21 protein-coding genes are annotated in these 23,911 nt (G+C 44.3%); 6 read left to right on the top strand and 15 right to left on the bottom strand.

Annotation, left to right across the window (positions count from 1 at the left end; genetic code table 11):
• Window positions 1–462 precede the first annotated feature (462 nt).
• Entirely contained in the window at window positions 463–1,104 is a 642-nt protein-coding gene (locus AB6C75_RS04230; RefSeq protein ID WP_012603462.1) for a LysE family translocator, read from the bottom strand.
• A gap of 273 nt (window positions 1,105–1,377) precedes the next feature.
• Entirely contained in the window at window positions 1,378–2,310 is a 933-nt protein-coding gene (gene prmB / locus AB6C75_RS04225; RefSeq protein ID WP_009848509.1) for a 50S ribosomal protein L3 N(5)-glutamine methyltransferase, read from the bottom strand.
• Between the two features lie 62 nt (window positions 2,311–2,372).
• On the opposite strand from prmB, the gene smrB reads away from it, so the two are divergent.
• Window positions 2,373–2,903 carry an endonuclease SmrB gene (smrB, locus tag AB6C75_RS04220; protein WP_009848510.1) on the top strand — a complete coding sequence of 177 codons (531 nt, stop codon included), beginning with the start codon at window positions 2,373–2,375 and terminating at the stop codon, window positions 2,901–2,903.
• A 135-nt stretch (window positions 2,904–3,038) separates the two neighbouring features.
• On the opposite strand, the gene sixA is transcribed toward smrB, so the two are convergent.
• Window positions 3,039–3,503 carry a phosphohistidine phosphatase SixA gene (gene sixA / locus AB6C75_RS04215; protein WP_012603460.1) on the bottom strand — a complete coding sequence of 155 codons (465 nt, stop codon included), beginning with the start codon at window positions 3,501–3,503 and terminating at the stop codon, window positions 3,039–3,041.
• Between the two features lie 304 nt (window positions 3,504–3,807).
• Here sixA and AB6C75_RS04210 point away from each other — a divergent pair, with 304 nt between their 5' ends.
• Window positions 3,808–6,585, top strand: a complete 2,778-nt coding sequence (locus tag AB6C75_RS04210) for an insulinase family protein (RefSeq protein WP_372043858.1) — start codon at window positions 3,808–3,810, stop codon at window positions 6,583–6,585.
• A gap of 484 nt (window positions 6,586–7,069) precedes the next feature.
• Here AB6C75_RS04210 and fadJ read toward each other — a convergent pair whose 3' ends face one another.
• Both fadJ and fadI read right to left on the bottom strand, forming a co-directional pair.
• The gene (gene fadJ / locus AB6C75_RS04205; RefSeq protein ID WP_372107018.1) at window positions 7,070–9,316 is read right to left on the bottom strand and encodes a fatty acid oxidation complex subunit alpha FadJ; all 2,247 of its coding nucleotides are present in this window, start codon (window positions 9,314–9,316) and stop codon (window positions 7,070–7,072) included.
• Entirely contained in the window at window positions 9,316–10,623 is a 1,308-nt protein-coding gene (gene fadI, locus AB6C75_RS04200; protein ID WP_372107016.1) for an acetyl-CoA C-acyltransferase FadI, read from the bottom strand. Before fadI ends, fadJ begins: the two co-directional genes overlap by 1 nt.
• 559 nt (window positions 10,624–11,182) lie before the next feature.
• Between fadI and AB6C75_RS04195 the strand changes: the two genes are divergently transcribed.
• The 4 genes from AB6C75_RS04195 to AB6C75_RS04180 all read left to right on the top strand — a co-directional run bounded on the left by AB6C75_RS04195 (window position 11,183) and on the right by AB6C75_RS04180 (window position 15,573).
• Window positions 11,183–11,731, top strand: coding sequence for a sigma-70 family RNA polymerase sigma factor (locus AB6C75_RS04195; RefSeq protein ID WP_009848515.1), 549 nt, complete (start codon window positions 11,183–11,185; stop codon window positions 11,729–11,731).
• Window positions 11,724–12,452 carry a DUF3379 domain-containing protein gene (locus AB6C75_RS04190; RefSeq protein ID WP_009848516.1) on the top strand — a complete coding sequence of 243 codons (729 nt, stop codon included), beginning with the start codon at window positions 11,724–11,726 and terminating at the stop codon, window positions 12,450–12,452. The genes AB6C75_RS04195 and AB6C75_RS04190 overlap by 8 nt, the downstream gene beginning before the upstream one ends.
• Before the next feature lie 297 nt (window positions 12,453–12,749).
• The gene (locus tag AB6C75_RS04185; protein ID WP_012603455.1) at window positions 12,750–14,003 is read left to right on the top strand and encodes an outer membrane protein transport protein; all 1,254 of its coding nucleotides are present in this window, start codon (window positions 12,750–12,752) and stop codon (window positions 14,001–14,003) included.
• Between the two features lie 295 nt (window positions 14,004–14,298).
• Complete coding sequence (locus AB6C75_RS04180; protein WP_009848518.1) at window positions 14,299–15,573, top strand: outer membrane protein transport protein; 1,275 nt, start codon at window positions 14,299–14,301, stop codon at window positions 15,571–15,573.
• 162 nt (window positions 15,574–15,735) lie between these two features.
• Here AB6C75_RS04180 and AB6C75_RS04175 read toward each other — a convergent pair whose 3' ends face one another.
• The 10 genes from AB6C75_RS04175 to ccmA all read right to left on the bottom strand — a co-directional run bounded on the left by AB6C75_RS04175 (window position 15,736) and on the right by ccmA (window position 23,771).
• A complete protein-coding gene (locus AB6C75_RS04175) occupies window positions 15,736–16,521 on the bottom strand; it encodes a VacJ family lipoprotein (protein WP_009848519.1) in 786 nt (261 codons plus the stop codon).
• Window positions 16,522–16,639: 118 nt separating this feature from the next.
• A complete protein-coding gene (gene ccmI / locus AB6C75_RS04170) occupies window positions 16,640–17,860 on the bottom strand; it encodes a c-type cytochrome biogenesis protein CcmI (RefSeq protein WP_012603452.1) in 1,221 nt (406 codons plus the stop codon).
• A complete protein-coding gene (locus tag AB6C75_RS04165) occupies window positions 17,860–18,348 on the bottom strand; it encodes a cytochrome c-type biogenesis protein (RefSeq protein ID WP_009848521.1) in 489 nt (162 codons plus the stop codon). Before AB6C75_RS04165 ends, ccmI begins: the two co-directional genes overlap by 1 nt.
• Entirely contained in the window at window positions 18,345–18,896 is a 552-nt protein-coding gene (locus tag AB6C75_RS04160; RefSeq protein ID WP_372107013.1) for a DsbE family thiol:disulfide interchange protein, read from the bottom strand. The genes AB6C75_RS04165 and AB6C75_RS04160 overlap by 4 nt, the downstream gene beginning before the upstream one ends.
• A 5-nt stretch (window positions 18,897–18,901) precedes the next feature.
• On the bottom strand, window positions 18,902–20,872 hold the full coding sequence (locus tag AB6C75_RS04155) for a heme lyase CcmF/NrfE family subunit (RefSeq protein ID WP_372107012.1): 1,971 nt from the start codon (window positions 20,870–20,872) through the stop codon (window positions 18,902–18,904).
• Window positions 20,869–21,351 (bottom strand): cytochrome c maturation protein CcmE, encoded by a 483-nt coding sequence (gene ccmE / locus AB6C75_RS04150; RefSeq protein ID WP_009848524.1) that lies wholly within the window; start codon window positions 21,349–21,351, stop codon window positions 20,869–20,871. Before ccmE ends, AB6C75_RS04155 begins: the two co-directional genes overlap by 4 nt.
• Window positions 21,348–21,554 carry a heme exporter protein CcmD gene (gene ccmD / locus AB6C75_RS04145; protein WP_009848525.1) on the bottom strand — a complete coding sequence of 69 codons (207 nt, stop codon included), beginning with the start codon at window positions 21,552–21,554 and terminating at the stop codon, window positions 21,348–21,350. Before ccmD ends, ccmE begins: the two co-directional genes overlap by 4 nt.
• 14 nt (window positions 21,555–21,568) lie before the next feature.
• Window positions 21,569–22,309, bottom strand: coding sequence for a heme ABC transporter permease (locus AB6C75_RS04140; RefSeq protein WP_009848526.1), 741 nt, complete (start codon window positions 22,307–22,309; stop codon window positions 21,569–21,571).
• A gap of 174 nt (window positions 22,310–22,483) precedes the next feature.
• Entirely contained in the window at window positions 22,484–23,152 is a 669-nt protein-coding gene (gene ccmB, locus AB6C75_RS04135) for a heme exporter protein CcmB (RefSeq protein ID WP_009848527.1), read from the bottom strand.
• A gap of 1 nt (window position 23,153) precedes the next feature.
• Window positions 23,154–23,771 (bottom strand): cytochrome c biogenesis heme-transporting ATPase CcmA, encoded by a 618-nt coding sequence (gene ccmA, locus AB6C75_RS04130; protein ID WP_009848528.1) that lies wholly within the window; start codon window positions 23,769–23,771, stop codon window positions 23,154–23,156.
• Between the last annotated feature and the right edge of the window lie 140 nt (window positions 23,772–23,911).

Below are 23,911 nucleotides of genomic sequence, written 5' to 3'. Positions count from 1 at the left end.
CTTCAGATCAGGTTATGCAGTGAGTCTATTGAGATAAAGGGGGCTAATCAGACAAAGAGATTATTCAGAGAAAAGGTTACTGAGAGGAAGGTACAGCTAAGAAAAGGTTAAGTGGCTAGCCTGATGAGAAGAGCCACATTTACGAGTGTAAGAGTTCTAACTTTGAAGACTTTTTGAAAAGTATATTCATAATAAAACTGAAAATATAGAGCCATGAAGCTGACTACATTAGAGCAAGAATACCCAGAAGAGAAAGGGTAGAGAAAATCCAAGTACGACTGATTACGCCAAAATTACTGTGTTGAATCATTTCTTGATGCTGCATATATCTCTCCTGAGAATGTGATGGTGTAACACCAATATATCGACTTTATGCCGATATCAGCAAGCACATTAATATTAACCTTTTATTACAGCCTGAATAATTTTCTGTAACTATTCAGGCCTTTGATAAATTGAAAATTACGCTCGGCTTGTAGTAGAAAGCAGCGCCCCTGCACCGATAAAGACACCACCAGTCACAAGATTAAAAACCTTGGCTCTACCTTTAGCAAACAACCAATTTGATGATTTCGCACCTAGGTAGGCATAAACCAGTAACCAAGACAATTCCATCACAACGAAGGTCAAAGCGAACACCAAAAATTGAGGAAATAGCGCTATCGATGGGTCAATAAACTGAGGAAAAAGTGCGGTAAAAAACAGGATAGCTTTTGGGTTACTCGCACCAACAATAAAGCCACTGACATAATGCTGTGCAGCGCTTTCTTTAACAGGTTGAGAGCCTGCTTGTTGATTCGATAACTTGTCGTAATCTTGCTGACTCGATCGTAACGACTTCCAACCGAGATAAATAAGGTAAGCAGCCCCCGTCCACTTAATGATATTAAACACCACTTCTGACGAAGCAATGATCACCCCTAAACCGGTAAAAGATAACGTAAGGATTCCGGTAATGGCAGTCACGCTACCCAAGGCGGTAAATATCGATAACTTAAAGCCAGATTGCACACCCTTAGTCATGCACAACAAAGAGCTTGGCCCTGGTGATGCCGTTAAGATCAACACCGCTAGCAAATAATAAATCCATGTATCAAAGGTCATCGCGAATTCTCCTTAACTCACTAAAACGACTAAATATTGAGCACCAATATGTGATAGCTATTCATATTAAGCAACTAAATATTGAGCACGTTCACTCTGTGTTGCTTACTTATCCATTAAATTTTGGCAATAAAAAACGCCATGCATTACTGCATGGCGTTTAAATTCAAACGTTTCAAATAGAACGTCTTATCAGGTTCTAACCTTAAGTTTCCAGCCTAATCTCTAAGCTAAATCCCTAAGCTAACGACTAACAGTAACAGTAACAGTAACCTAGTCTTTGTAGATAGAGAACTCATCCGCGCAAGCAACAAGCTGCTCACGAGTGATCATGAATACGCCATGACCACCGTTAGAGAATTCAATCCAAGTGAATGGAATCTCTGGGTACTGATCCATCATGTGAACCATTGAGTTGCCCACTTCACAGATAAGAATACCGTCGTCAGTTAGGTAGTCAGGTGCGTTAGCTAAGATACGACGAACCAATTTCAGACCGTCTGTACCCGCTGCTAGGCCAAGTTCTGGCTCGTGAGTAAACTCATCTGGCAGGCTGTTCATATCTTCTTCGTCCACGTAAGGTGGGTTAGATACGATCAGGTTGTATTTCTCTTTTGGCAAGTCACGGAAAAGATCTGAACGGATTGGGAACACTTGCTGCTCCATGCCGTGATCTTGAACGTTCTGCTCTGCAACTTGCAGTGCGTCTGTAGAGATATCAATCGCATCTACTTCTGCGTCAGGGAATGCATGAGCACAAGCAATAGCAATACAACCACTACCCGTACACATATCCATGATGCGAGTTGGCTCTTCAATTAACCAAGGTTGGAATTGAGCTTCGATCAGCTCACCAATTGGAGAGCGAGGCACAAGAACGCGCTCATCAACGAAGAACTCAAGGCCACAGAACCAAGCTTTATTGGTTAAGTAAGCCGTTGGTGTACGCTCATTGATACGCTTGATTACGCGCTCAACAATACGCAGACGTTCGCTACTTGTTAGACGAGAGTTCATCACATGCGAAGGAACATCAATCGGTAGATAAAGAGTAGGTAAAATTAGTTGTACCGCCTCATCCCACGCGTTATCAGTGCCGTGACCATAAAATAGGCCCGCTGCGTTAAAGCGACTAACAGTCCAACGAATCACATCTTGAAGCGTGTGTAGTTCTGATACCGCTTCTTCTACAAAAATCTTATCCAAAATTGTCTCCGAAAAGCGCTACAATACTGCTAATTACGTTTCTAATTAGAATTCATAACCTGATGAGCAAAAAAGACACCGACTTCGATGACGATTTCGCCCTATTCAACGATGCAGTAAAGGGCGTTAAAAAGTTGCAACAGGATACCATAGTCCAGCAGCCAAAAAGAAATGCCAAGCAAAAAGAAATTACTCGAACGGCAAGACAAGCCAGTGATAGCGAGTTTTATTTCTCGGATGAGTTCATTCCGCATCTTAGCGAAGAGGGGCCGACACGTTATGCGCGCGATGATGTCTCTAAATATGAGGTGAAGCGCTTACGTCGTGGTGTCTATGTACCGGATGTGTATCTTGATATGCACGGTATGACTCAACAGGAAGCCAAACGTGAACTTGGCGCGATGATTGCGCACTGCGTGAAAGAGAGCGTAGCTTGTGCCTGTGTACAGCACGGCATTGGTAAACACATCCTTAAACAGAAAGTGCCTTTGTGGTTAGCACAGCACCCAGATGTGATGGCTTTTCACCAAGCACCTTTAGAGTTCGGTGGCCATGGGGCGCTACTGGTTTTACTTGCTATCCCAGATAAATAGCCATCGACTTGCTCTTTATTCTAAAAAGTACGTCCAGCACCTTGTCGTTTGGTCGAAATAATCCGTTAGAAACAATAAAGGGCATCTCAATAATCATGAGGTGCCCTTAAATTTATCTTGAGAAAACGGTCTCAGCTATGGATTAATGTTCCAAAGCAACTCGCCTTTTTGTTTTTCAAGGTCGAATTCAATACACGCGAGCCCTGAGGTTGGGAACATAGGTGGCGCCATGCCCGTCGCAAATTCAGCCGTTAAATAGCCCACTAGAGGTAAATGAGAAACAAATAAAATGGTCTCTAGCTTTTCTACTTCAGCCATTGCTATGGTCAAATCAAACACATCGTCGGACATTCCGTAAGGCGTAATATCATCACAGGTTTCTACTTTCTTTCCAGAAAACGCTTGAGAGATTTCTAACCACGTTTCTTGTGCCCTTAAGTATGGGCTCACAAGCACTTTATCGAACTGGCTAAACCCTTGCTCATTTGCAGCTTGAGCTACCGCAAGAGACGCCATTTTACCGCGCTTCGTTAACGCACGTTCTGCATCCGAGTTAGCAAAATGTTCTGCTTCACCGTGGCGCATTATGAATATTTTCATGTTCAGTCCTGTCTACGTAACATTTCGAAAGTCGATATATCCCATATCAGCGATACGCTACTTAGCGTTTGGCTCTCAAACTAGAGAAACCGCAGTCTATATAAATAATTATATCAAGTCACTTGCTAAAGAGTTCGACTTTCTTAACAATCTTATTAAAAGAAAATAAATCACTGATAAAAATCGATAAAAGTGATTTAGAAGTCGCCAAAAAGCACTTCATATCCCAAAATATGATCGCGAGGTTTGCACCTGAAATCATCGCGTACATAATTTAAAAACCACCTTCTCTGGAGATGCATCTGTGCATTTAAGCCCTAATGATGAACATCAATACCGTTACGTAACATTAGATAACGGGTTGAGAGTACTGTTAGTTCACGATCAGAACGCTCAAAAAGCTGCAGCCGCACTCGCCGTTAATGTCGGGCATTTTGATGACCCTACAGACCGAGAGGGTTTAGCTCACTACTTAGAGCATATGCTATTTTTGGGAACTGAAAAGTATCCAAAGGTCGGAGAGTTCCAAAGTTTTATCAGCCAGCATGGCGGTAGCAACAACGCTTGGACAGGAACCGAACACACCTGCTTCTTTTTTGATGTTGAATTGAATGCCTTTGAAAATGCACTCGATCGCTTCAGCCAATTTTTTACTGCCCCCCTGTTCAACGAAGAAGCCTTAGACAAAGAACGCCAAGCCGTTGATTCAGAGTATAAAATGAAACTCAACGACGACTCGCGACGCTTGTACCAAGTGACCAAAGAGCTAGTGAATAACAATCACCCATTCTCGAAGTTTTCTGTCGGTAATATCGATACGTTGGGTGACCGAAACGGCGAGACGATTCGACAAGAGATCTTGGCTTTCCACCAGCAGCAGTACTCTGCTGACTTAATGACACTGACGCTGTCTGGTAATCAATCACTGGATGAAATGCAAAGCTGGGTTGAGGATCGCTTTAGCTCGATTACCAATCACAACCTACAAGGCAAGAAGGTTAACGTACCCATTATTGGCGAGTTAAGTACTGGCGTTCAAGTCCGTGTTGAGCCGATCAAAGAAGTACGCAAACTTATCTTAACCTTCCCAATGCCAAGTATGGATGAACACTACGGTATTAAACCATTATCGTTCTTTGCACACCTTATAGGTTACGAAGGCGAAGGCAGTTTGATGATGCAACTCAAAGAGAAAGGCTGGATTACTTCTCTCTCCGCAGGTGGCGGCGCAAGTGGCAGTAACTATCGTGATTTCACAGTCAGTTGCTCATTAACCATCGAAGGCTTAACCAAAACCGATAACATCATCCAAGCGGTGTTCCAGTACGTTAAGTTGATTGAACAACAAGGTATTGAAGAGTGGCGTTACCTCGAAAAACGGGCTGTTTTGGAATCAGCCTTCCGCTTTCAAGAGCCCTCAAGACCACTTGATGTCGTCAGCCATCTCGTTATCAACATGCAGCATTACCAAGAGCAAGATGTAGTGTATGGCGATTACAAAATGTCGCATTTCGACGAAGAGTTACAACGTTCTCTGCTTCCTTACTTAACCGTCGACAACATGCGGGTCACCATTGTTGCTCAAGGGTTCGAATATGACAGAGAAGCGAAATGGTACTTTACGCCCTATTCGCTCACACCATTTAGCGCTGAGCAAGTTCAATGCTTTACATGCATTAACCCCGGCTGGCAGTTTGAGCTCCCAAGCAAAAACCCATTTATTTGCTACGACTTAGACCCTGCAGAGCTCGAAGGTGACGCTAAGCACCCACAACTGTTAGAAGAGCTGGACGGCTTTAAGTTATGGCACCTCCAAGACCATCAATTTCGAGTTCCAAAAGGTGTGGTGTATATCGCTATAGATAGCCCACACTCAGTTGCCACCCCGAGAAACATCGTTAAAACACGCTTGTGTGTAGAGATGTTCTTAGACTCGCTTGAAAAAGATACATATCAAGCTGAGATTGCTGGCATGGGCTACAACATGTATACCCATCAAGGTGGTGTCACACTTACTCTATCTGGATTTAGCGAGAAACAGCCACAGCTGCTCAATATGATTCTTGAACGTTTCCAAGCACGCGACTTTAGTTCAACACGATTCGAAACGATTAAGCATCAATTGCTCAGAAACTGGAATAACGCATCGCAAGACCGTCCTATTTCTCAGCTGTTCAATGCGATGACGGGAATCTTACAGCCAAACAACCCGCCCTATTCCGTTTTAATTGAAGCGCTGGAAACAATAGAAGTCGACGAGCTTTCTTCTTTTGTTCAAGCTATTTTGGCCGAACTGCATGTCGAAATGTTTGTGTATGGTGACTGGAAAAAAGCCGATGCGAACAAGATGGCTGAAACGCTAAAAGATGCCCTGCGTGTTCAAGATCAGGCTTACGAAGAGTCACTGCGCCCTTTAATCATGCTGGGTGATAACGGTAGTTTCCAACGCGAAGTGGTCTGTAATCAAGATGACTCAGCCATTGTGGTTTACTACCAATGTTCAGATATATCACCTACAAATATTGCACTGTATTCATTGGCCAACCACTTGATGTCAGCCACTTTCTTCCACGAGATTCGTACTAAGCAGCAGCTAGGCTATATGGTCGGCACTGGTAATATGCCATTGAACCGACACCCAGGTATTGTGTTGTATGTGCAATCGCCTAATGCAGCCCCAGCAGATCTGTTGGCTTCCATAGACGAGTTCCTCAATGCCTTTTACATGGTATTGCTAGAGCTTAACGACTATCAATGGCACAGCAGTAAACGCGGTCTTTGGAATCAAATTTCAACGCCAGATACCACCTTGCGTGGTCGTGCTCAACGCTTATGGGTTGCGATAGGCAATAAGGATTTGGAATTCAATCAGAGGGATCGCGTGTTAGAAGAGCTCAAAGGTCTGACTCGCTCAGACATGATGCGCTTTGTGGTTAGCCAACTTAAACCTCGTACAGCGAATCGTCTGATTATGCATGCCCACGGCAACGCTCATAATGAAGAAGAGAAGTTGTCAGCAGGTGTGGAGATTGGCTCAATTGATGAGTTTCAGTTGCGTCCTAAAGACTGTGAGCTTGGTTAGTCGTTCTTAGTAAAAAGATCAGAAGGTTGATGTGAAAGCATCAACCTTTTTTATTGAATGCAGCACAAGAGCAGATCTCCTATTACGCTCCTTCGTCGCTTTAGGAGATGACGGTAGTTTTGATTGAGGTGTGTTGACCACCTTCCTAATCAACACAATAGCTTACTTGTTACATCTCAATCGTCACTCCCAAAAAGAGAAACGACCGAGTTAGAAATCTCCCACACCAACCAACACTACCTTACAGAACACATCACCCTCCCCCGCCATTCCCGAGAAGGAGGAACGACTGAGTCGTGAATCTCCCACACCAGGCCAACATTACCCGACAGAACTCATCACTACCCCCGTCATTCCCGAGAAGGAGGAGCGACTGAATCGGGAATCTCCTGCCTCTCGAATACTCCCATAAAAATGAAGCCCGCATCAATTGCTTGATACGGGCTTTATAATCAAAGTGCTAGAAAGTTACTAATCGAAAGAGTTACTTATAAAAAGACTCATCCAATCCAGCACGTGTCAGTAGGCCATCACATGGCGCAAAACGATCACCGTACTTCTTAGCGAAGTCGTTCATCATCTCTACCAATGACTTAATACCCACTTGATCCATATAACGGAACGGACCACCTAGGAATGGCGGGAAACCGATACCGAAAATAGCACCAATATCGCCATCTCTAGGGCTACGGATAATGCCATCGTCTAGACAACGAACTGCTTCGTTGAGCATTGGTAACACACAACGCATTGCGATGTCGTTATCGCTTAGCTTAGGTTCAGGTTGCAGCTTAAGCAGTTTGTAAACTGACTTATCGACTTCCTTCTTCTTACCTTTGTAAGTGTAGAAACCTTTGCCACTCTTACGGCCTTTACGGTTGTCATTCAAAAGAATGTCGAACACATCAGGGCCTTGGAAACGTTCGCCTAATTCATTAACTAGAATCGGGATGATCTTCGCACCGATATCAACACCGACTTCGTCTAACAAAGTAATAGGGCCAACCGGGAAACCAAAGTCCAGCAACGTGCTGTCGAGCTTTTCAATCGGCTCATTTACCAATAACAGATGCGCAGCTTCATTCATGTATGGAGCAAGGATACGGTTCACGTAGAAACCTGCCGTGTCTTTAACAACAATCGGCGTTTTACCTTGCTTCTTCGCTAATGCAACCACCGTCGAAATCGTCTCTTCTGACGTTGTTTCATGAGGAATAACTTCAACCAGTGGCATTTTTTCTGCTGGGCTGAAGTAGTGAAGACCGACCACGTTTTCTGGTCGCTGCGCCTTCTCTGCAATTTTGTGGATTGGCAGTGAAGATGTGTTGGTCGCAAAGATAGTCTCTGACTTGGCATTGGCTTCAATGTCTGCAACCATTGATTGCTTAAGGTCGAGATCTTCAAATACCGCTTCAATCACAACATCAGTATGGTTAAAGCTTGTAAAGTCGATGCCACCAGAAAGCTGAAGCATCTTACTTTCAAGGCCAGCTCGGCTCAGAATACGACGTTTACGCTGTTTATCGAACAACTTGTAATTGTAGTTAAGTGCATTGAGCACACCTTCATTAGACACATCTTTAATACGAACCGGTACTTTCGCTTTAGCAACACTGACGTGGCTGATACCAGCGCCCATTAGACCGCCACCTAGCACACCAACACGCTTAACCGCTTTCGGTTCTGCGTCTGCGCCGTGTTCTTTTTTCATTTCAGTGGTGGCAAAGAAAATCGAACGAAGGGCTTTGGATTCTGCGGTCATCACCAATTCAGAGAAACGCTTCGCTTCGTACTGAAGACCTTTATCAAAGCCGTTCTCTAAGCCATAACGAATCACATCAAGAATCGCATCAGCGGCTGGGTAATTACCGCGTGTTTTCTGATTGGTCTTCTTTGAAGCCTGTTCAAAAATAACCTTGCGACCAAGACCCGTACGTGAAATTAGTTTTTCTTTGGCCGAAGCTTGGCTTTTAGACGCCAAGCGCTTACCTTTTTTCCCGCCTGAGTTCTTTTCAACAAAGCTCTTAGCCACTTCCAGCAAGATAGTTTCTGGCACACAAGCATCCACGACACCTAGCGATTTCGCTTTTTTAGCCCGCAGTTGCTTACCCGTAAGAATAAGGTCAAGAGAAGGCAGTAAACCGATAAGACGAGGAAGACGTTGCGTACCACCAGATCCTGGTAACAGACCAAGTTGGACTTCTGGCAGACCTAAGCGAGTCTTATCTGAATCAGTACATACGCGGTAATCACACGATAGTGCCAGCTCTAAGCCACCACCTAAACATGGGCCGTGAATCGCTGCAACAACAGGATAAGGCAAATCAGAAAGTGCTTGGAACATCTCCTGCCCCTGACGAGCAAGAGATTGCGCTTCATCTGCTGTCTTGCAAGCATCAAGCATTCGTACGTCAGCGCCAGCAATAAAATTATCTGGCTTCAATGAATGAACGATTAAGCCTTTAACTCGGCTTTGCTTTTCCTTCAACTGCTCGAAGATTGCTTTCATTTCTTCGGCAAATGCCGCTTGTAGCGTGTTCATTTTTTCGTTTGGTACATCGATCGCAAGCCATGCAATATCTTGGTCATCGATAGTTAAAGAAAACGCGGTCGCCGGTTTTACGGCTTCATCATTTGAAACCGTCTTATCACTTTTAGATACAGTCACTGGCTTTGAATCCGTTTTTTTGACTGCTTTCTTTTCTTTTTTCACATCAAGAGTCGTAGACATTATTCCACCTCCAAGATCATTGCTGCACCTAAGCCACCAGCCGCACAAGCAGTATTCAATGCTAGGCCACCACCACGACGTTTAAGTTCACGCAGTGTCTGAGTCATCATACGCGCGCCAGTCGCTGCAAACGGGTGTCCGTAAGCAATTGAGCTACCCAGCACGTTGAACTTCTCCATATCAATCTCACCGATCGCTTTGTCACGGCCAAGATTCTTCTGAGCAAATTCATCGCTTGCGAACATTTTGACGTTAGCCAGAACTTGAGCTGCAAACGCTTCGTGCATCTCGATAAGTGTTAGGTCTGATAATTCTAGTCCTGTGTTCTTCAATACTTGAGAGGTCGCGTACGTCGGCCCCATCAGCATATCCGTTTCAACACCAATCGCTGAGAACGCGTAACCACGAATGTAACCAAGCACTTCTAAGCCTAGCTCTTTCGCTTTTCCTTCGCGCATCAACATCACTGCGGCACCGCCATCGGTAAGAGGCGTGGCATTGGCTGCCGTTACACTGCCGTATTGTCTGTCGAATGCAGGGCGCAATTTAACGTAACCTTCAACCGTCGAGTCGTGGCGAATGTTGTTGTCTTCTGCTAGGTACTTTTTATAAGGCGCGGGGAATGCCGTCATCACTTCGTCTTTAATCTTGCCTTCTTTCCATGCTTGAGAAGCCAAAGAGTGAGAACGGTGAGCAAGTGCATCTTGAGCTTCGCGAGTAATACCATGTGTCTTAGCCATCTGCTCAGCAGTTTGTCCCATAGACAAACCTGTCGAGTATTCTGCGACTGCTGGTGGTACTGGCATCAAATCTTTGACTGAAAATGTTTTAAGAATCTTCAGTTTTTGACCTATGGTTTTCGTTTTACTCAGTGCTAATAAGTTCGCCGCTAACTTTTTCGAAACACCGATTGGCAATACAGAAGAAGAATCCGCGCCGCCCGCAATACCAACATCAATCGTGCCAGCCATAATGCTCTCGGTCACGTTGACTGCAGCTTGGAAGCTAGTCGCACATGCTCGCGTCACACTGTAGGCATCAGTATTAATGTCCATGCCTGTACCCAGCACGATTTCACGTGCAATGTTCGGTGCTTCTGGCATTTGCACTACTTGCCCGAACACGACTTGTTCGATAAGCGCAGGATCGACATCAGTTCTTGCAAGCATTTCGCTCACCACCATTTTGCCTAGGTCAACCGCAGGCACTTGGCTAAATTCTGTGCTCTGACGAGCGAATGGGGTTCGTAGTCCAGCGACAACGGCAACACGTTCTCCAGAACGCGTTTTGACTTCCTGTTTGCCCATGGTTTCTCCTTAAGGTTAAGAGGTCTGACCTGAATCATTGTAAACAAGTTGTTAATTAAATCAAACAGGCGTTTAAATAAACGTGATACGAGTATCCCACTGCTTGAAAATCTAACTGAACATTCAGGCGAACCTTTTTGAGGGAAAGGTTGTCGTAAGATACTAAACTATTGCAAGCAAAGCTGTTATCGCTATGTAAGGAATGGTTTTCTTGAGGCAAAAAAAAACCACACAAAACTGTGTGGTCGGAATGTATATAAAGCAATTAACTTAACGTCAATTGAAATAATCAGTTTCCTGATTAGGAGAAAGTAAAGTCAGCCTTCAAAAGGAAGTGTCGTCTTGCTCAACATGCTAGCCACGAATGACTAACTAGACGACAAGGTGTACTATAGCGTTTTCGAGGGCTTAAATTTTGAAGTAGATCAATTTTAATGTGATTTTACGACTTCCTGCCGACGTTAGCCCTAAAAACGAAACAGCATATGTAACGAAGCACAACGTATAGAAGACAGCTATACGCAGAGCAATTATGGAGGCTCGTGTGTCAATAATAAAAATGTTTGGAAAGAAAACAGCCAAGCGTCCGGTCAACTCTGATATGGACAAACAAAGAAAATACGAAGCACTCGTGCGCGCCTATCATCGTGACCTCTTTCGCTATGCCTATTGGCTATGCAAAGACAAAAGCATTGCCGAAGATTTAGTTCAAGAAACTTGCCTTCGTGCATGGAAGTCACTCGATAGCCTACAAGATGAAAAAGCCGCAAAGTCATGGCTGATTACTATCTTGCGCCGCGAGAATGCTCGACGTTTTGAACGCAAACAATTTGATCTGGTTGATATCGACGATCATGGTAACGATGCTAGCATCAGTGATGACCCACATCATCAACACCAATGGTTGCAAGCGCAGATCATGAAACTTGAAATCGAATACCGTGAACCCCTCTTCTTACAAGTGATTGGTGGTTTTAGTGGTGATGAGATCGCCGATATTCTCGATCTTAACAAAAATACGGTGATGACACGTTTATTCAGAGCTCGAAATCAGTTGAAAGAGATGCTGGATACAGAAGAGGCAGAGAGGGGGCAACATAATGGATGATTTGGAATTTCGTCGTCGTGTATTGTCGGAACCTAAGCAACGTACACAAGACATTATTGATGCAGCAGCGAATAGTGAAGCCAATAGTAATTTCTTAGACGATGTACTATCACTTGATAAGCAAATCCATTCAGCATTGAATGTGGATGTGCCAGACGATCTGGCAGATCGTATCCTATTCAATCAGACCTCAAGCGAAGAGAGCAAAGTAGTAAGGCCTACGTTTGCTCGACGAGCGATGGCAATGGCTGCTTCTGTGGCATTCGTTGCAGGTTTATTGGTTGGTCAAGTCAACTGGAGCAACGCGTTGGTATCTCCAGCTCAAGCAAGCTTGGCGGATACTGCAATGAAACATGTTGTTGATGAAAAGAGCTTCGTTAGTGCACTTGATGAAAATGTATCATCTCAACAAATCAACGCAAAAATGAACCCGTTTGCTTTTCAGTTTGATGAAGCCTTCCCTTACCACGTCTATTACCTGAACCACTGTGGTTTTGGCAAATCCAACGCAATGCACATGGTTTTCCAAGGCGAAAAAGGCAAAGTCACGCTGTTTTTAACTGGCATTCCGACTGACAAGTCTATCGACTTTGATGAAAAAGGCATGTCAGGCTCGGTAACACCGATCGATGGCAGCAGTTTGATCCTTGTAGGGGAAGATGGCGAGGATGTCTCTAAAATCGCCGAAAAGCTGACAAAAATGATCAAACCAATGAGCTAATTTGCTCTCAAAGCCCCGTAACAAAAGGCCCAGCAAGTATATCACTGATATTACTGGGCTTTATTTATCAATAAATCGCAAAACCATTCACCACACCAATACCTCTAGAGTTAAAACTCTAAAAAACAGCATTTCTCTCCATTTTCGTGCCAGATAGGCGTCATTTCCATAATTTTACCCTCAAAATTTCCAATGGTCGGATTTGTATATCGTATACTTCCGAATAGGATCAGCCAACATTGAGCAATTGCTCAAATTAATCGCCCTGTAGAGGCGGATATATAAAGGAATAAATGAATGACTACCAACAACACGCGTCTGTTTAAAAAGTCTCTTTTAGCAGTAACAATCACACTGGCATCTTCGCAAGCGATGGCAGCAGGTTTCCAACTTAACGCACAATCAGCAACCGGCATCGGCCGTGCTTTTGCTGGTGATGCAGTAATCGCAGATAACGCGTCAGTAATGGCACGTAACCCTGCAGCAATGGCACTATTTGATAAAACTGAGCTATCTCTTGGTTTTGAAAGCATCACTTCAATGATTGAAGTCAACGACGTTAACTACGTTGGTGGCAAAGTTCCGGTAAATAATACTGATGATGTAGGTGACACATCAATCGCGCCTAACATCCACTTAATCGTTCCAGTAAATGATAAATTTGCTTGGGGTATCAATGCCTACTCAAACTTCGGTACTAAAACAGAGTTTGACAACAACTACCCGGCAGCTGAATACGGTGGCTTAACGGATGTTAAGAGCGTCAACTTTGGTCTTGCAGGATCTTACCGACTAGACGACCAATGGAGCTTCGGTGCAGGTTTAGACCTTATTTATGGTCAAGGTACGATGAAACGTACCGCTGGCGCTGGTTTTGGCCCTGGAGATGCATCTAAGGGAATTCCACCGGCAGGCACTCCTTTATTAAACGTCGACAAAGCTGATGGTTGGGCTGTTGGCTTTAACGTTGGTACTGTTTATGAGCTAGATGAAAACAACCGTTTTGGTCTATCTTACCGTTACAGCCCTGAAATCACCGCTAAAGATGACAAGGGCCAAGAAATCACGCTACCACTACCAGACATCGCTGAATTCTCTGGTTTCCACAAAATTGAAGATACTAAGTTCGCAGTTCACTACTCTGTACAGTGGATCGGCTGGGGTGATTTCGACCAGATCGAATTCCAAAACCTATCTCAAGGTGCGATCAAAGGCGCTTACAATAAAGAATACAAATGGCAAGATGGCTGGCACTACGCAATTGGTGGTACTTACTACCTAAACGATACGTGGACACTACGTACTGGTTACATGTATGACACCAGTGCACAAGACGAACTGACATCTATTTCTGTTCCAGATTCTGACCGTCAGTGGTTCTCTGCTGGTTTCACTTACCACATTGACACTGCTTCAAACGTAGACTTCGGCTTTACATACTTGTTAGGTGACGATGTGAAGGTTTCAGAAACCTCTTCAGGTACACCACTAACAGCGACGACACATGCTGATGCAATCCTATTAGGTCTTCAGTACAGCCGCAGCTTCTAATATAAAGTTAGCTATAATCCCATAGGGTCGCATTGTGCGACCCTTTTTGTTTTTCTAAACCACTGACCAACCTAAATTTAGGCTTACAACTGTAGCCTGCAGAGCAAATATACAGCTACAGGTGTACGCTCAAACTTCGCAACACAGCCGAAACATTTAGATGATTTCTCTAATAATTAAACACATTTGCTCATTTAATCCCTAAAACACTGTTTTATTCGAATTTCATTTTTAAAGTAATAACTCTAAAAGTAGAATCACGCCACTAAATACTTATGATTCAGTGAACATAATAATGAAAATGAATAAAACTCTTCTATCTGCTGCAGTGGCAGTAGGATTACTTTCGACTTCTACCGTAACTAACGCGGCAGGTTTTCAACTAGCAGAATACTCAGCAACAGGCTTAGGTCGTGCTTACGCTGGTGAAGCAGCAATGGCTGACGGTGCAGACGCGCAATGGCGTAACCCTGCTATGCTGACTTACCTAGAAGGCACACAGGTTTCTGTGGGTGGTATCTACGTTGACCCAAATATTGATATTGAAGGGACTTCTACAACTCCTCGCGGAAAAACAACATCTAACTCTAGTGACTTCGCGCACAGTGCTTTTATTCCAAACTTTTATGTTTCTCATAAGTACAACGAAAAATTTGCGTTAGGCTTTGCTGCTGGTACTAACTACGGCATGGCTACGGACCTAGGTAAAGACTTCGGCGGTGCAAACCATGGTAACGAAGCAAGTGTGACTACTATGGAGCTGAACCTGAATGCTGCATACCAAGTGCTAGAGAGTGTTTCTATTGGTGGTGGCGTACGTTACATCATAGCTGAAGGTAGCTTTGGCGCAGTATCAACTAAAAACTCTCTTATTCCAGTGAAGTCTGGCACCTCTTTGAAATATATGGAAGGTGATGACAAGGCATGGGGCTGGCAAGTTGGTACCGCTTGGGATATTAATGAAGACAACCGCCTAGGCTTCACCTACAAATCAGAAGTAGATCTAACTCTAGAAGGTTACGCTAAAGGTTTTGGTTTCAACCCTAAAAACCCAGAAGCACACAAAAGTGGTTCAATGGATCTCGCTCTTCCGGCAACAGCTGAACTTGCTAGCTTCCACCAGCTGACAGACACTGTAGCGGTTCACGCAAGTATTAACTGGACGAACTGGAGCAGCTTTAAAGAGCTTGTTGCTGATTTCCCTGGTGAAAAAAGTGTAGAGATCAAGCAAGAGAACTGGGAAGACAACTACCGCTTTGCAATCGGTACTACTTACCAAATGACACCTAAACTAGCACTACGTTCTGGTATTGCCTACGATACTTCAGCGGTAAGCGAAGAGCACCGTACTGCGACGATCCCAGAAACAGACCGCACTTGGTTAAGTATTGGTGCGGGCTACCAATGGTCTGAACAGCTAACTCTGGATGCAGGCTTCACTTACATTCTAGCGAAAGACGCGAAAATGCATGAAAAAGATCCAAAAGCAGATTACTTTGGTGGTAGCTTCGAAGGCGAAGTGACAGGCAGCATCTGGTTAGTCGGTATCCAAGCTAACTACCGCTTCTAGACTAGTTACCTAATTATCTACTTACCTTCTTACCTTCTTACCTTCTTACCGAAAGGTAGAAAAGTAGAAAAGTAGAAAAGTAGAAAAGTAGAAAACATTAAAAAGGCTCGATGTTGAATTAACATCGAGCCTTTCTCTTATCTGCTTATCTAAGCTTTGTATTTAGTAATCTTCGAGATACTCATCAATGAAATCTTCCTCCTCAAGATCAACCTCTTCTGGCTCGATCTCAGCTTTAAAATCTTGACGTTGGATGTAAATATCACGAGTCAAAGCATATGGATCTGGAGAGTCATCTAATAAGGCTTCTTGCGAGGCCAACTGAGCACGTGTTTCCATACCTTCAAAGGCCCACTTCCCTAACTTTGCCCAAAAGGTAAACAGAGACAAAGGTACATATAAGCTATCCACTTGCTCTGTTACTTGTCGGGTCGTCACTGGGCCATATCCCGGCAGCATAAAATACGGTCCATTCCCTACCCCATAATGACCAATCGCATCAGAAAACGACTTTTCGTCATATTTGGTGATCCCCGCTTCGCTAGCAATATCAATCAGACCAAGAAGACCAAAGGTAGAGTTAATCCAAAAACGATTGAAATGATCAAGCGCTTTCCCACCATTACCCATAATGAGATTGTTGAGCATACTTGATGGCTCATCTAAGTTGGCTAAAAAATTGGAAATACCAGAGCGAATTGGTACAGGGGTATAGTCAACATAGGCAAGAGAAACAGGTCGAACCAAATAAGGGTCGAGATACTCGTAGTTGATATCCCACATCGCTCGGTTGAAACCTTCAAAAGGGTCGTTCGGATGGGACTCTTCGACATATTCAGAGGTTTCGAGGTTATCACCGCCATTGCTTTCATCTGGTACGCTCGAACAACCTACCGTTAAGCTTGCGATGAAGAGTAAACTCGAAAGTCTTAAAACACTGATAGACATATCACCTTTTCCATAAGGAATAATAAAAAAGGCCAGCAATCGCTGGCCTCAATTGGTTGCGTAAGACTATACCGTTTTTTAATAAATCGGAATAGCTAACACCTATGCAAAGTAATGATTAATATTGCTTATTGATATCAATGGTAACTGGGGCACCCAGTTCAACCACTTCACTTTCACCGTACCAATCACCGTCTCGAGTTGAAACGTTACCATCTGTATCAAGCCTAGCTCTAACCATTAGAGTTTCAAGGCTGGACAACTTCTGCCCTTCCAACATGCTGTTGCCATCATCAAGAACGACAGTACGAGGGAAAGTTCCTAGCGGATAACGAGCCGCAGCAATCGGCATTGGTGAGCCGTCAGCTCTGTGCACTGATACAACTAACACTGAACTAGGGGCAGCATTCACATCACCAGATAACTCAAGCGTTACAGCAACAGTTTTACCTTGGTCAACGCCCATAGCATTGCCCATTTTCTTCTGTGCACTTTCAATACTGCGCGACAACATTTCATAGCGACTGTCTTGTGGACCAATCATCTGTTGCATGATGCTCCAGTACTTAACAGCACCTGGGTAGTCTTGACGCTCAAACGCATCAAACGCTAGCAACGAGAACACACGAAGATCAACATAGTCGTTTTGAATCAAACGGCTCAAAATTAAACGAGCTTGGTTTTGATCCGCATCATCAGGTGAAAGCATCAATGCTTGTGCATAACCTAGCTGAACATCTTCATTCTTTGGCTCAAGCTTGTAAGCTCTTTGCATCGAATCTTTCGCAGTTTCCGCGTCGCGGTTAGCCAATGCAATACGACCTAATAGTAACCAACCTGTCGAATCTTTTGGTTGATAGTGCAGACGAGTACGAAGTGCCAGAGTCAAATCTTCTAGTTCATCATCCGTTAATGCACCACCTTCCGATGACATTAGCTTTTTAGACAACTCAGGAAGGTTTGAACTCACTTCTTGCCAGTGTTGGACTTTATCCAGAGCACCAAACTGAAAGTACATACCATATGTAACAACCACGACTAGGACAATAGATGGTACTACGACGCCCAATGTTGAGATTTGGGTCTTCTTCATCTCTTTCTGCGCAGGTACATCATCAAGTAGAGACTGTTTCAAATCAGCGATCAGCTCTTGTTGGTTATCAACAAGGCCTTCTTCTGCTTCTACTTCGAGCTCAACGAGACGATCTTTATAGAATGCTTTGTTCAACTCGTCGCGAAGCATTTCATCATTGTTCGCCTTCTTATTTATGAAGGGCAGAACAATTAAGAAAATAGCTGCTAGCGAAAGGATAATGGTAGAAATCCAAAATAGAGTCATTACTTCTTATCTCCGTCGTTCTCTTCATCGAGTAACGCTTTTAAACGAGCTTCTTTGTCTGCATCCCAGTCTTTATCTGACTCTACTGCTTTCGACTTTGACTTTCGGCTTCGTAAAATGATCAAACCGAAACCAAACACGACTACCGCAAACGGACCAACCCAAAGGATTGATGTGGCTAATGTGAGTGGTGGGTTGTAAGTAACAAAGTTACCGTAGCGAGCAATCATATAATCAATGATGTCTTGCTTCGACTTGCCATCTTTTGTCATTTCATACACTTTTTGGCGTAAATCAACCGCAAGCTCTGCGTTCGAATCACCAATGGTGTTGTTCTGACATTTAGGGCAACGCAGCGTGTTGCTTAGCTCTTTGAACTGCTGCTCTTGATCAACGGTATCAAATTCATGAAATTCGATAGGCGCAGCAGAAACAGTCGCCGAAATAGCAAATGTAGCGAATAGAGCAATCAGTGTCTTCTTAATCATTTCGCTTCCTCCAACAACTCTTGGTACATCGGCTCAAGCGTCGATGCCCAGTTAGTTGGGTTCACGTCACCAACATGGCGATAACGAACTACGCCGTTAGCATCAATGAGGAAAGTCTCTGGAGCGCCATACACACCAAGGTCAAGACCTAGCATGCCGTTACCATCGAACAGGCTGATCAAGTATGGATTGCCCAGCTCTTTTAACCAACCTACCGCTTTATTGCGATCATCTTTGTAGTTAAGGCCAATAATCTTAACACCTTGACCCGCTAACTTATTCAAGTAAGAGTGCTCTGCATAACAAGTAGGACACCAAGTCGCCCACACATTTAGAAGCAGTGGCTCACCTTTAAAGATAGCTTGATCATGGAACTTACCCGGTTGCTCTAAGTCTTCTAAACCGAACTCAGGTACTGCCTTACCAATCAATACCGATTCAAGTTTAGTCGGGTCATCACCCGACTGGTTACGCATCAATTGAGTCGCAAAGATTCCAGCTAGAACCATGAACGCAATCAATGGAATGAATAAAATCTTCTTGTTCATTCGAATTAAGCCTCCTGCTCTTTAGTAGACTTTTTCGGTGGCTTACGGAAGCGGTAACGACGGTCACTGATAGCAATAACACCACCAATCGACATAATCAGAGAACCAGCCCAGATCCAACGTACAAATGGTTTGTAGTAGATACGCACAGCCCAAGATTTATTGTCGTCTAAACGCTCACCCATTGCGATATAAAGGTCGCGCGTTACGCCACGATCAATCGCCGCTTCTGTCATCATCGACTTAGCGGTTGTGTAGAAACGTTTTTCAGCGTGAAGCGTGTTGATGTATTTGCCTTCTTTGGTAATTTCAAAGTCAGCAATGTAACCATCGTAGTTAGGGCCATCTTTGTCACGAACTCCTGTAAACAGGAAGCTGTACTCTTCAAGTTGGTAGCTTTCACCTGGTGCTAAGCGTACGTCACGTTCGATGCTGTAGTTTTGCACCATCGCAATACCAATCACTGTCACGGCCAAACCAATGTGACCACACATCATCGCCCAGTGGCTACGAGGTAGCTTAGTCAGGCCTTTCAGGAATGTATGACGGTGTGTCGCACGTTCATGAAGCTCAAAGCCATGCATGAAGATAATCCAGAATGCCATTACCCAACCGGCAAAAGCGGTACCGCTGAAACGGTCAGCCAAAATCGTAACCATTAGCGCACTTAAGCCCAGTGAGAATGTACCTGAGATCAGCATAGGTTTAACGAGCTTAGATAGGTTGTCACGTTTCCAACGGATCAGTGGACCGATACCTAATAGGAACGAGAACGGGATCATTAACCAGAAGAACAACATATCAAAGAATGGTGCACCGATAGATACCGAGCCCAAGCCTAACTGTTTATGAACTAATGGCAGCAAGGTACCGACTAACACAACCACAAGTGCAGCAATCAATAGGATGTTGTTGCCGAGTAGCGCGTTTTCACGAGAAACCAAATCGAAGTTACCACGTACACGAACCGATGCGCCTTTAACAGCAAACAACAACAGTGAACCACCGATAACGAACACTAAGAAACCTAGAATAAACATACCACGGGCAGGATCCGACGCGAATGCGTGAACCGATACCAATATGCCCGAACGAACTAAGAATGTACCTAGTAAGCTTAGTGAGAATGCAGAGATAGCCAGCAAGACTGTCCAAGCTTTAAATGTGCCACGCTTTTCGGTTACCGCTAGTGAGTGCATTAGAGCAGTACCAGCTAACCAAGGCATGAATGAAGCGTTTTCTACTGGATCCCAGAACCACCAGCCACCCCAGCCAAGTTCGTAGTAAGCCCACCATGAACCTAGAGCGATACCTACTGTTAGGAATAACCAAGCAGCGATTGTCCAAGGACGAGACCAACGAGCCCATGCCGTATCTAAACGACCGCTCATTAGGGAAGCGATTGCAAAAGAGAACGCTACCGAGAAACCGACATAACCCATGTAAAGCATTGGCGGGTGAATAATCAAACCCGGATCTTGCAGTAGTGGGTTCAAGTCACGGCCATCAACGGGGAAGAAAGGCAGTGTACGTAGGAACGGGTTAGACGTTACGATAATGAACAGCAAGAAGCCGACAGTAATCAAACCCATAATCGCCAGTACGCGAGCCACAGACTCTTGAGGCATACCACGACTAAACGTAGCAACTGCTACCGTCCAACCCGCTTGGATTAGAACCCAAAGCAGTAGTGAGCCTTCATGAGCCCCCCAAACCGCGGTAATTCGGTAGTACCAAGGCAGTTGGCTATTCGAGTTACTTGCTACGTATTGAATCGTAAAATCATTAGTGTAGAACGCGTAACACAAGATAAAGAACGAAATCGCAAGGAATCCGAACATACCCCACGACAGCGGTCGTGCACTGTTCATCAATAATGTGTTATTTCGAGCGGCTCCATACAGTGGGAGCACGCTTAGCAGCAGTGCAAGTCCCAAAGACAGGATCATCGCAAAATGGCCGATCTCGGCTATCATTGAGCATTTCCTTCTTTTTGTTCAGTCGTGTATTGCAAAGGCTCATGAGTTTTCTTCATTGCTTCAGCAACTTCAGAAGGCATATATTCTTCATCGTGCTTTGCCAACACCTCAAACGCTTCAATTGTCGTTGCATCCTTAAGGACACCTTGAGCAACAATACCTTGGCCTTCACGGAAAAGATCAGGAAGGATACCATCGTATAAAATCGTTACTTTAGGGCCTACATCAGCCAAATCGAAGCTTACACGCAATGATTCATTGTCACGGCTTACAGAGCCGACTACAACCATGCCACCAATACGTAAGCGTTGACCCACTTCAGGTTTTTTACCATCTTTGCCGTTGACGAGCTCAGTTGGCGTGTAGAACAGATCCATGTTCTGGTTAAGTGCATAAACCATCAATCCAACAGTTGCACTGATACCAAAAAAGATCGCTAAGATAATGCCTAGCCTCTTTTTGCGTCTTGGGTTCATAGAGTGTTCTCCATATTTTTTGCTGCATCAATACGAGCTTGACGGTCAATCTTAGCTTGTACTTCATTTAATAATTGCTTACCACGACGAACGCTTACGACCAGTAAAATGATCATCGCGAGGAATGTGATTCCAAATGCACTCCATACATATGAGGCGTAGCCACCCATGGCAAAGAAATCACTCAGAGATTCAAAATACATAATTACCTACCCTACTACGCTTTATTAGCCGCTAGCTTGCGAACCCATGGACGGTGACTCTCTTTACTGATGATTTCGTTTCTAAAACGAACCATAGTCACAGCACCAAAGAAAAAGGCAAAACCGAAGATGTTAAGAAGAAGCGGCCATAGCATGTCACTTGAAATAGAAGGCTTATCAAACTTAGTAATTGTTGCGCCTTGGTGGAGTGTGTTCCACCACTCTACTGAAAAGTGAATGATAGGTAGGTTGATGACACCAACGATGGCCAAAATACCGGCTGCTTTTGCTGCGGTTTTTTGGTCGTCAAACGCATGGTGCAGTGCAATAACACCTAAATATAGGAATAGAAGAATCAGCTCTGAGGTTAAACGTGCATCCCAAACCCACCAAGCACCCCACATTGGTTTACCCCAAACAGCGCCAGTTAGTAACGCAATAAAGGTAAATACAGCACCGATAGGCGCCATAGCCAACGCAGCCATGTCTGACAGCCTTACCTGCCATACCAAACCGATAAAGGCGGCAATTGCCATCGACATGTATACACCCATAGACCAAATTGCAGACGGAACATGGATATAGATAATTCGGAAGCTATCGCCTTGCTGGTAATCAGAAGGGGCAAATGCAAGCCCCCATACAGTACCGGCGGATAGACACAATAGCGCTAGGATCGAAAACCATGGCAGAAGTTTACCAGCAAGCTGATAAGAGGTTTCTGCTTTGGCGTAGGGATGGAGCCATTTCCACATGTTGTAATCTCACTCTTACTTCATATTGCTTACAGCTATCACAGCTATAATTATTATAATTTATTTGGCTTACAGCTTCTTTCAGTGACTCTAGGAGTTTGAAGGCTTTAAATAGTTCACTTTGAACATGCAAAGTGCTAGTGAGTGCCTAGTTAATCTTAACCAGGTAATTAACTAGTTAACACTCACTCTCAGTGCTGCACTGATGGCAAATGGGGTGAGCGTCATCGCGCCCATTAACATTGCCCCTAACACCGCTAATTGTCCGTTATACGCAACGCCTAACGCTGCGGCATCAATCGCTGATGTAGCAAATATAAGAATTGGGATATACAACGGCAAAATAAGCAGACTTAACAGCACACCACCTTTTTGTAACCCAACCGTTAAAGCCACACCAATCGCACCAATAAAGCTTAATGCAGGCGTACCGACCGATAACGTTAAGACTACCGATAACCAAGTATCGAAATCCAAGGACAGCAGTACCGCCAACAACGGACTGATCAATATTAATGGTAACCCTGTCAATAACCAGTGCGCTATGACCTTGGACAAGACTACCAACTGCAACGGGATGGGCATCAACATCATCTGCTCAAGCGCGCCATCTTGAAAATCATCACGAAACAAACGCTCTAAAGAGAGCAATGCAGAAAGCAAAGCCGCTACCCAAACAATACCTGCAGCAATACGTGCAAGTAGGTTTGGCTCAGGGCCGATACTCAATGGGAAAAGGGTGATGACAATAATAAAAAACCACAGAGGGTTAAAGATATCGGCTTGGCGACGAAATGCGATCAATAGCTCACGTCGGATGATCGTTGTCATTGAAGAGATCATATTACTCACCCAACTTTATTTTTCTTAGTTTCGGGCTATCAGCAAACATATCTTGGTGTGTGGTTAATAACACAATGCCACCGTTATCTGCATGCTGAGAAAAAAGAGACTCCAAAACCTTAACACCCTGCTTGTCTATTGCAGTCAGCGGTTCGTCTAGAATCCATAACATTTGCTTACTCAACCAAAGACGAGCCAATGCCACACGGCGCTGTTGCCCCGCTGAAAGTTGCCCTGCTGGTACGTCTTCTCTACCAGCAAGCCCCACTTGAGCCAATGCATTGTAAAGTTCTTCCTTACTCGTTCCACTGCTGTGAATCGATTGATAGAAGCTCAGATTTTCATAGGCACTGAGCTCGCGTTTCACGCCAGTTTGGTGACCAAGAAAAAGCAAATTTTGGTGATACATATCTCGGTTCGACTCAATAGATTCGCCATCCCAAGAGATAGTGCCGTCATCGCGGTCGCCTAGCCCGGTGATAATCCTAAGGAGTGTCGTTTTCCCAGTACCGTTACGACCTTCAACTTGAACCAGTTCACCGGGTTTCAATTGAAAAGACAACGATTCAAACAGAACCCTGTCGTCACGAATAGCAGTTAAATTTGAGACTTCTAGCATAGGTAAATTTAGTCGAGTAATGAGGGGGCTATAGTAGCACACCAATAAGGTGACAAAACAGGACTAGGCGTTTTCGAAAGGACAAACTCCGTAAGAAACTGTTACCACCGCATCACAATTTACACATTTTCATCAACAAA

It is taken from the genome of Vibrio sp. 10N.237.312.B06 (genome assembly GCF_041464685.1).
GTDB classification, from domain to species: Bacteria; Pseudomonadota; Gammaproteobacteria; order Enterobacterales; family Vibrionaceae; genus Vibrio; species Vibrio tasmaniensis_A.
The sequence above is the reverse complement of the archived record's forward strand: the minus strand, read 5'-3'. Positions and strand labels throughout refer to the sequence as shown.

What these genes read in the sequence shown, in the direction of transcription:
- AB6C75_RS04230 (WP_012603462.1), bottom strand. Translation starts at nt 1,104, where the DNA reads ATGACCTTTGATACATGGATTTATTATTTGCTAGCGGTGTTGATCTTA.
- smrB (WP_009848510.1), top strand. Translation starts at nt 2,373, where the DNA reads ATGAGCAAAAAAGACACCGACTTCGATGACGATTTCGCCCTATTCAAC.
- sixA (WP_012603460.1), bottom strand. Translation starts at nt 3,503, where the DNA reads ATGAAAATATTCATAATGCGCCACGGTGAAGCAGAACATTTTGCTAAC.
- fadJ (WP_372107018.1), bottom strand. Translation starts at nt 9,316, where the DNA reads ATGTCTACGACTCTTGATGTGAAAAAAGAAAAGAAAGCAGTCAAAAAA.
- fadI (WP_372107016.1), bottom strand. Translation starts at nt 10,623, where the DNA reads ATGGGCAAACAGGAAGTCAAAACGCGTTCTGGAGAACGTGTTGCCGTT.
- AB6C75_RS04195 (WP_009848515.1), top strand. Translation starts at nt 11,183, where the DNA reads ATGTTTGGAAAGAAAACAGCCAAGCGTCCGGTCAACTCTGATATGGAC.
- AB6C75_RS04190 (WP_009848516.1), top strand. Translation starts at nt 11,724, where the DNA reads ATGGATGATTTGGAATTTCGTCGTCGTGTATTGTCGGAACCTAAGCAA.
- AB6C75_RS04185 (WP_012603455.1), top strand. Translation starts at nt 12,750, where the DNA reads ATGACTACCAACAACACGCGTCTGTTTAAAAAGTCTCTTTTAGCAGTA.
- AB6C75_RS04180 (WP_009848518.1), top strand. Translation starts at nt 14,299, where the DNA reads ATGAAAATGAATAAAACTCTTCTATCTGCTGCAGTGGCAGTAGGATTA.
- AB6C75_RS04175 (WP_009848519.1), bottom strand. Translation starts at nt 16,521, where the DNA reads ATGTCTATCAGTGTTTTAAGACTTTCGAGTTTACTCTTCATCGCAAGC.
- ccmI (WP_012603452.1), bottom strand. Translation starts at nt 17,860, where the DNA reads ATGACTCTATTTTGGATTTCTACCATTATCCTTTCGCTAGCAGCTATT.
- AB6C75_RS04165 (WP_009848521.1), bottom strand. Translation starts at nt 18,348, where the DNA reads ATGATTAAGAAGACACTGATTGCTCTATTCGCTACATTTGCTATTTCG.
- AB6C75_RS04160 (WP_372107013.1), bottom strand. Translation starts at nt 18,896, where the DNA reads ATGAACAAGAAGATTTTATTCATTCCATTGATTGCGTTCATGGTTCTA.
- AB6C75_RS04155 (WP_372107012.1), bottom strand. Translation starts at nt 20,872, where the DNA reads ATGATAGCCGAGATCGGCCATTTTGCGATGATCCTGTCTTTGGGACTT.
- ccmE (WP_009848524.1), bottom strand. Translation starts at nt 21,351, where the DNA reads ATGAACCCAAGACGCAAAAAGAGGCTAGGCATTATCTTAGCGATCTTT.
- ccmD (WP_009848525.1), bottom strand. Translation starts at nt 21,554, where the DNA reads ATGTATTTTGAATCTCTGAGTGATTTCTTTGCCATGGGTGGCTACGCC.
- AB6C75_RS04140 (WP_009848526.1), bottom strand. Translation starts at nt 22,309, where the DNA reads ATGTGGAAATGGCTCCATCCCTACGCCAAAGCAGAAACCTCTTATCAG.
- ccmB (WP_009848527.1), bottom strand. Translation starts at nt 23,152, where the DNA reads ATGATCTCTTCAATGACAACGATCATCCGACGTGAGCTATTGATCGCA.
- ccmA (WP_009848528.1), bottom strand. Translation starts at nt 23,771, where the DNA reads ATGCTAGAAGTCTCAAATTTAACTGCTATTCGTGACGACAGGGTTCTG.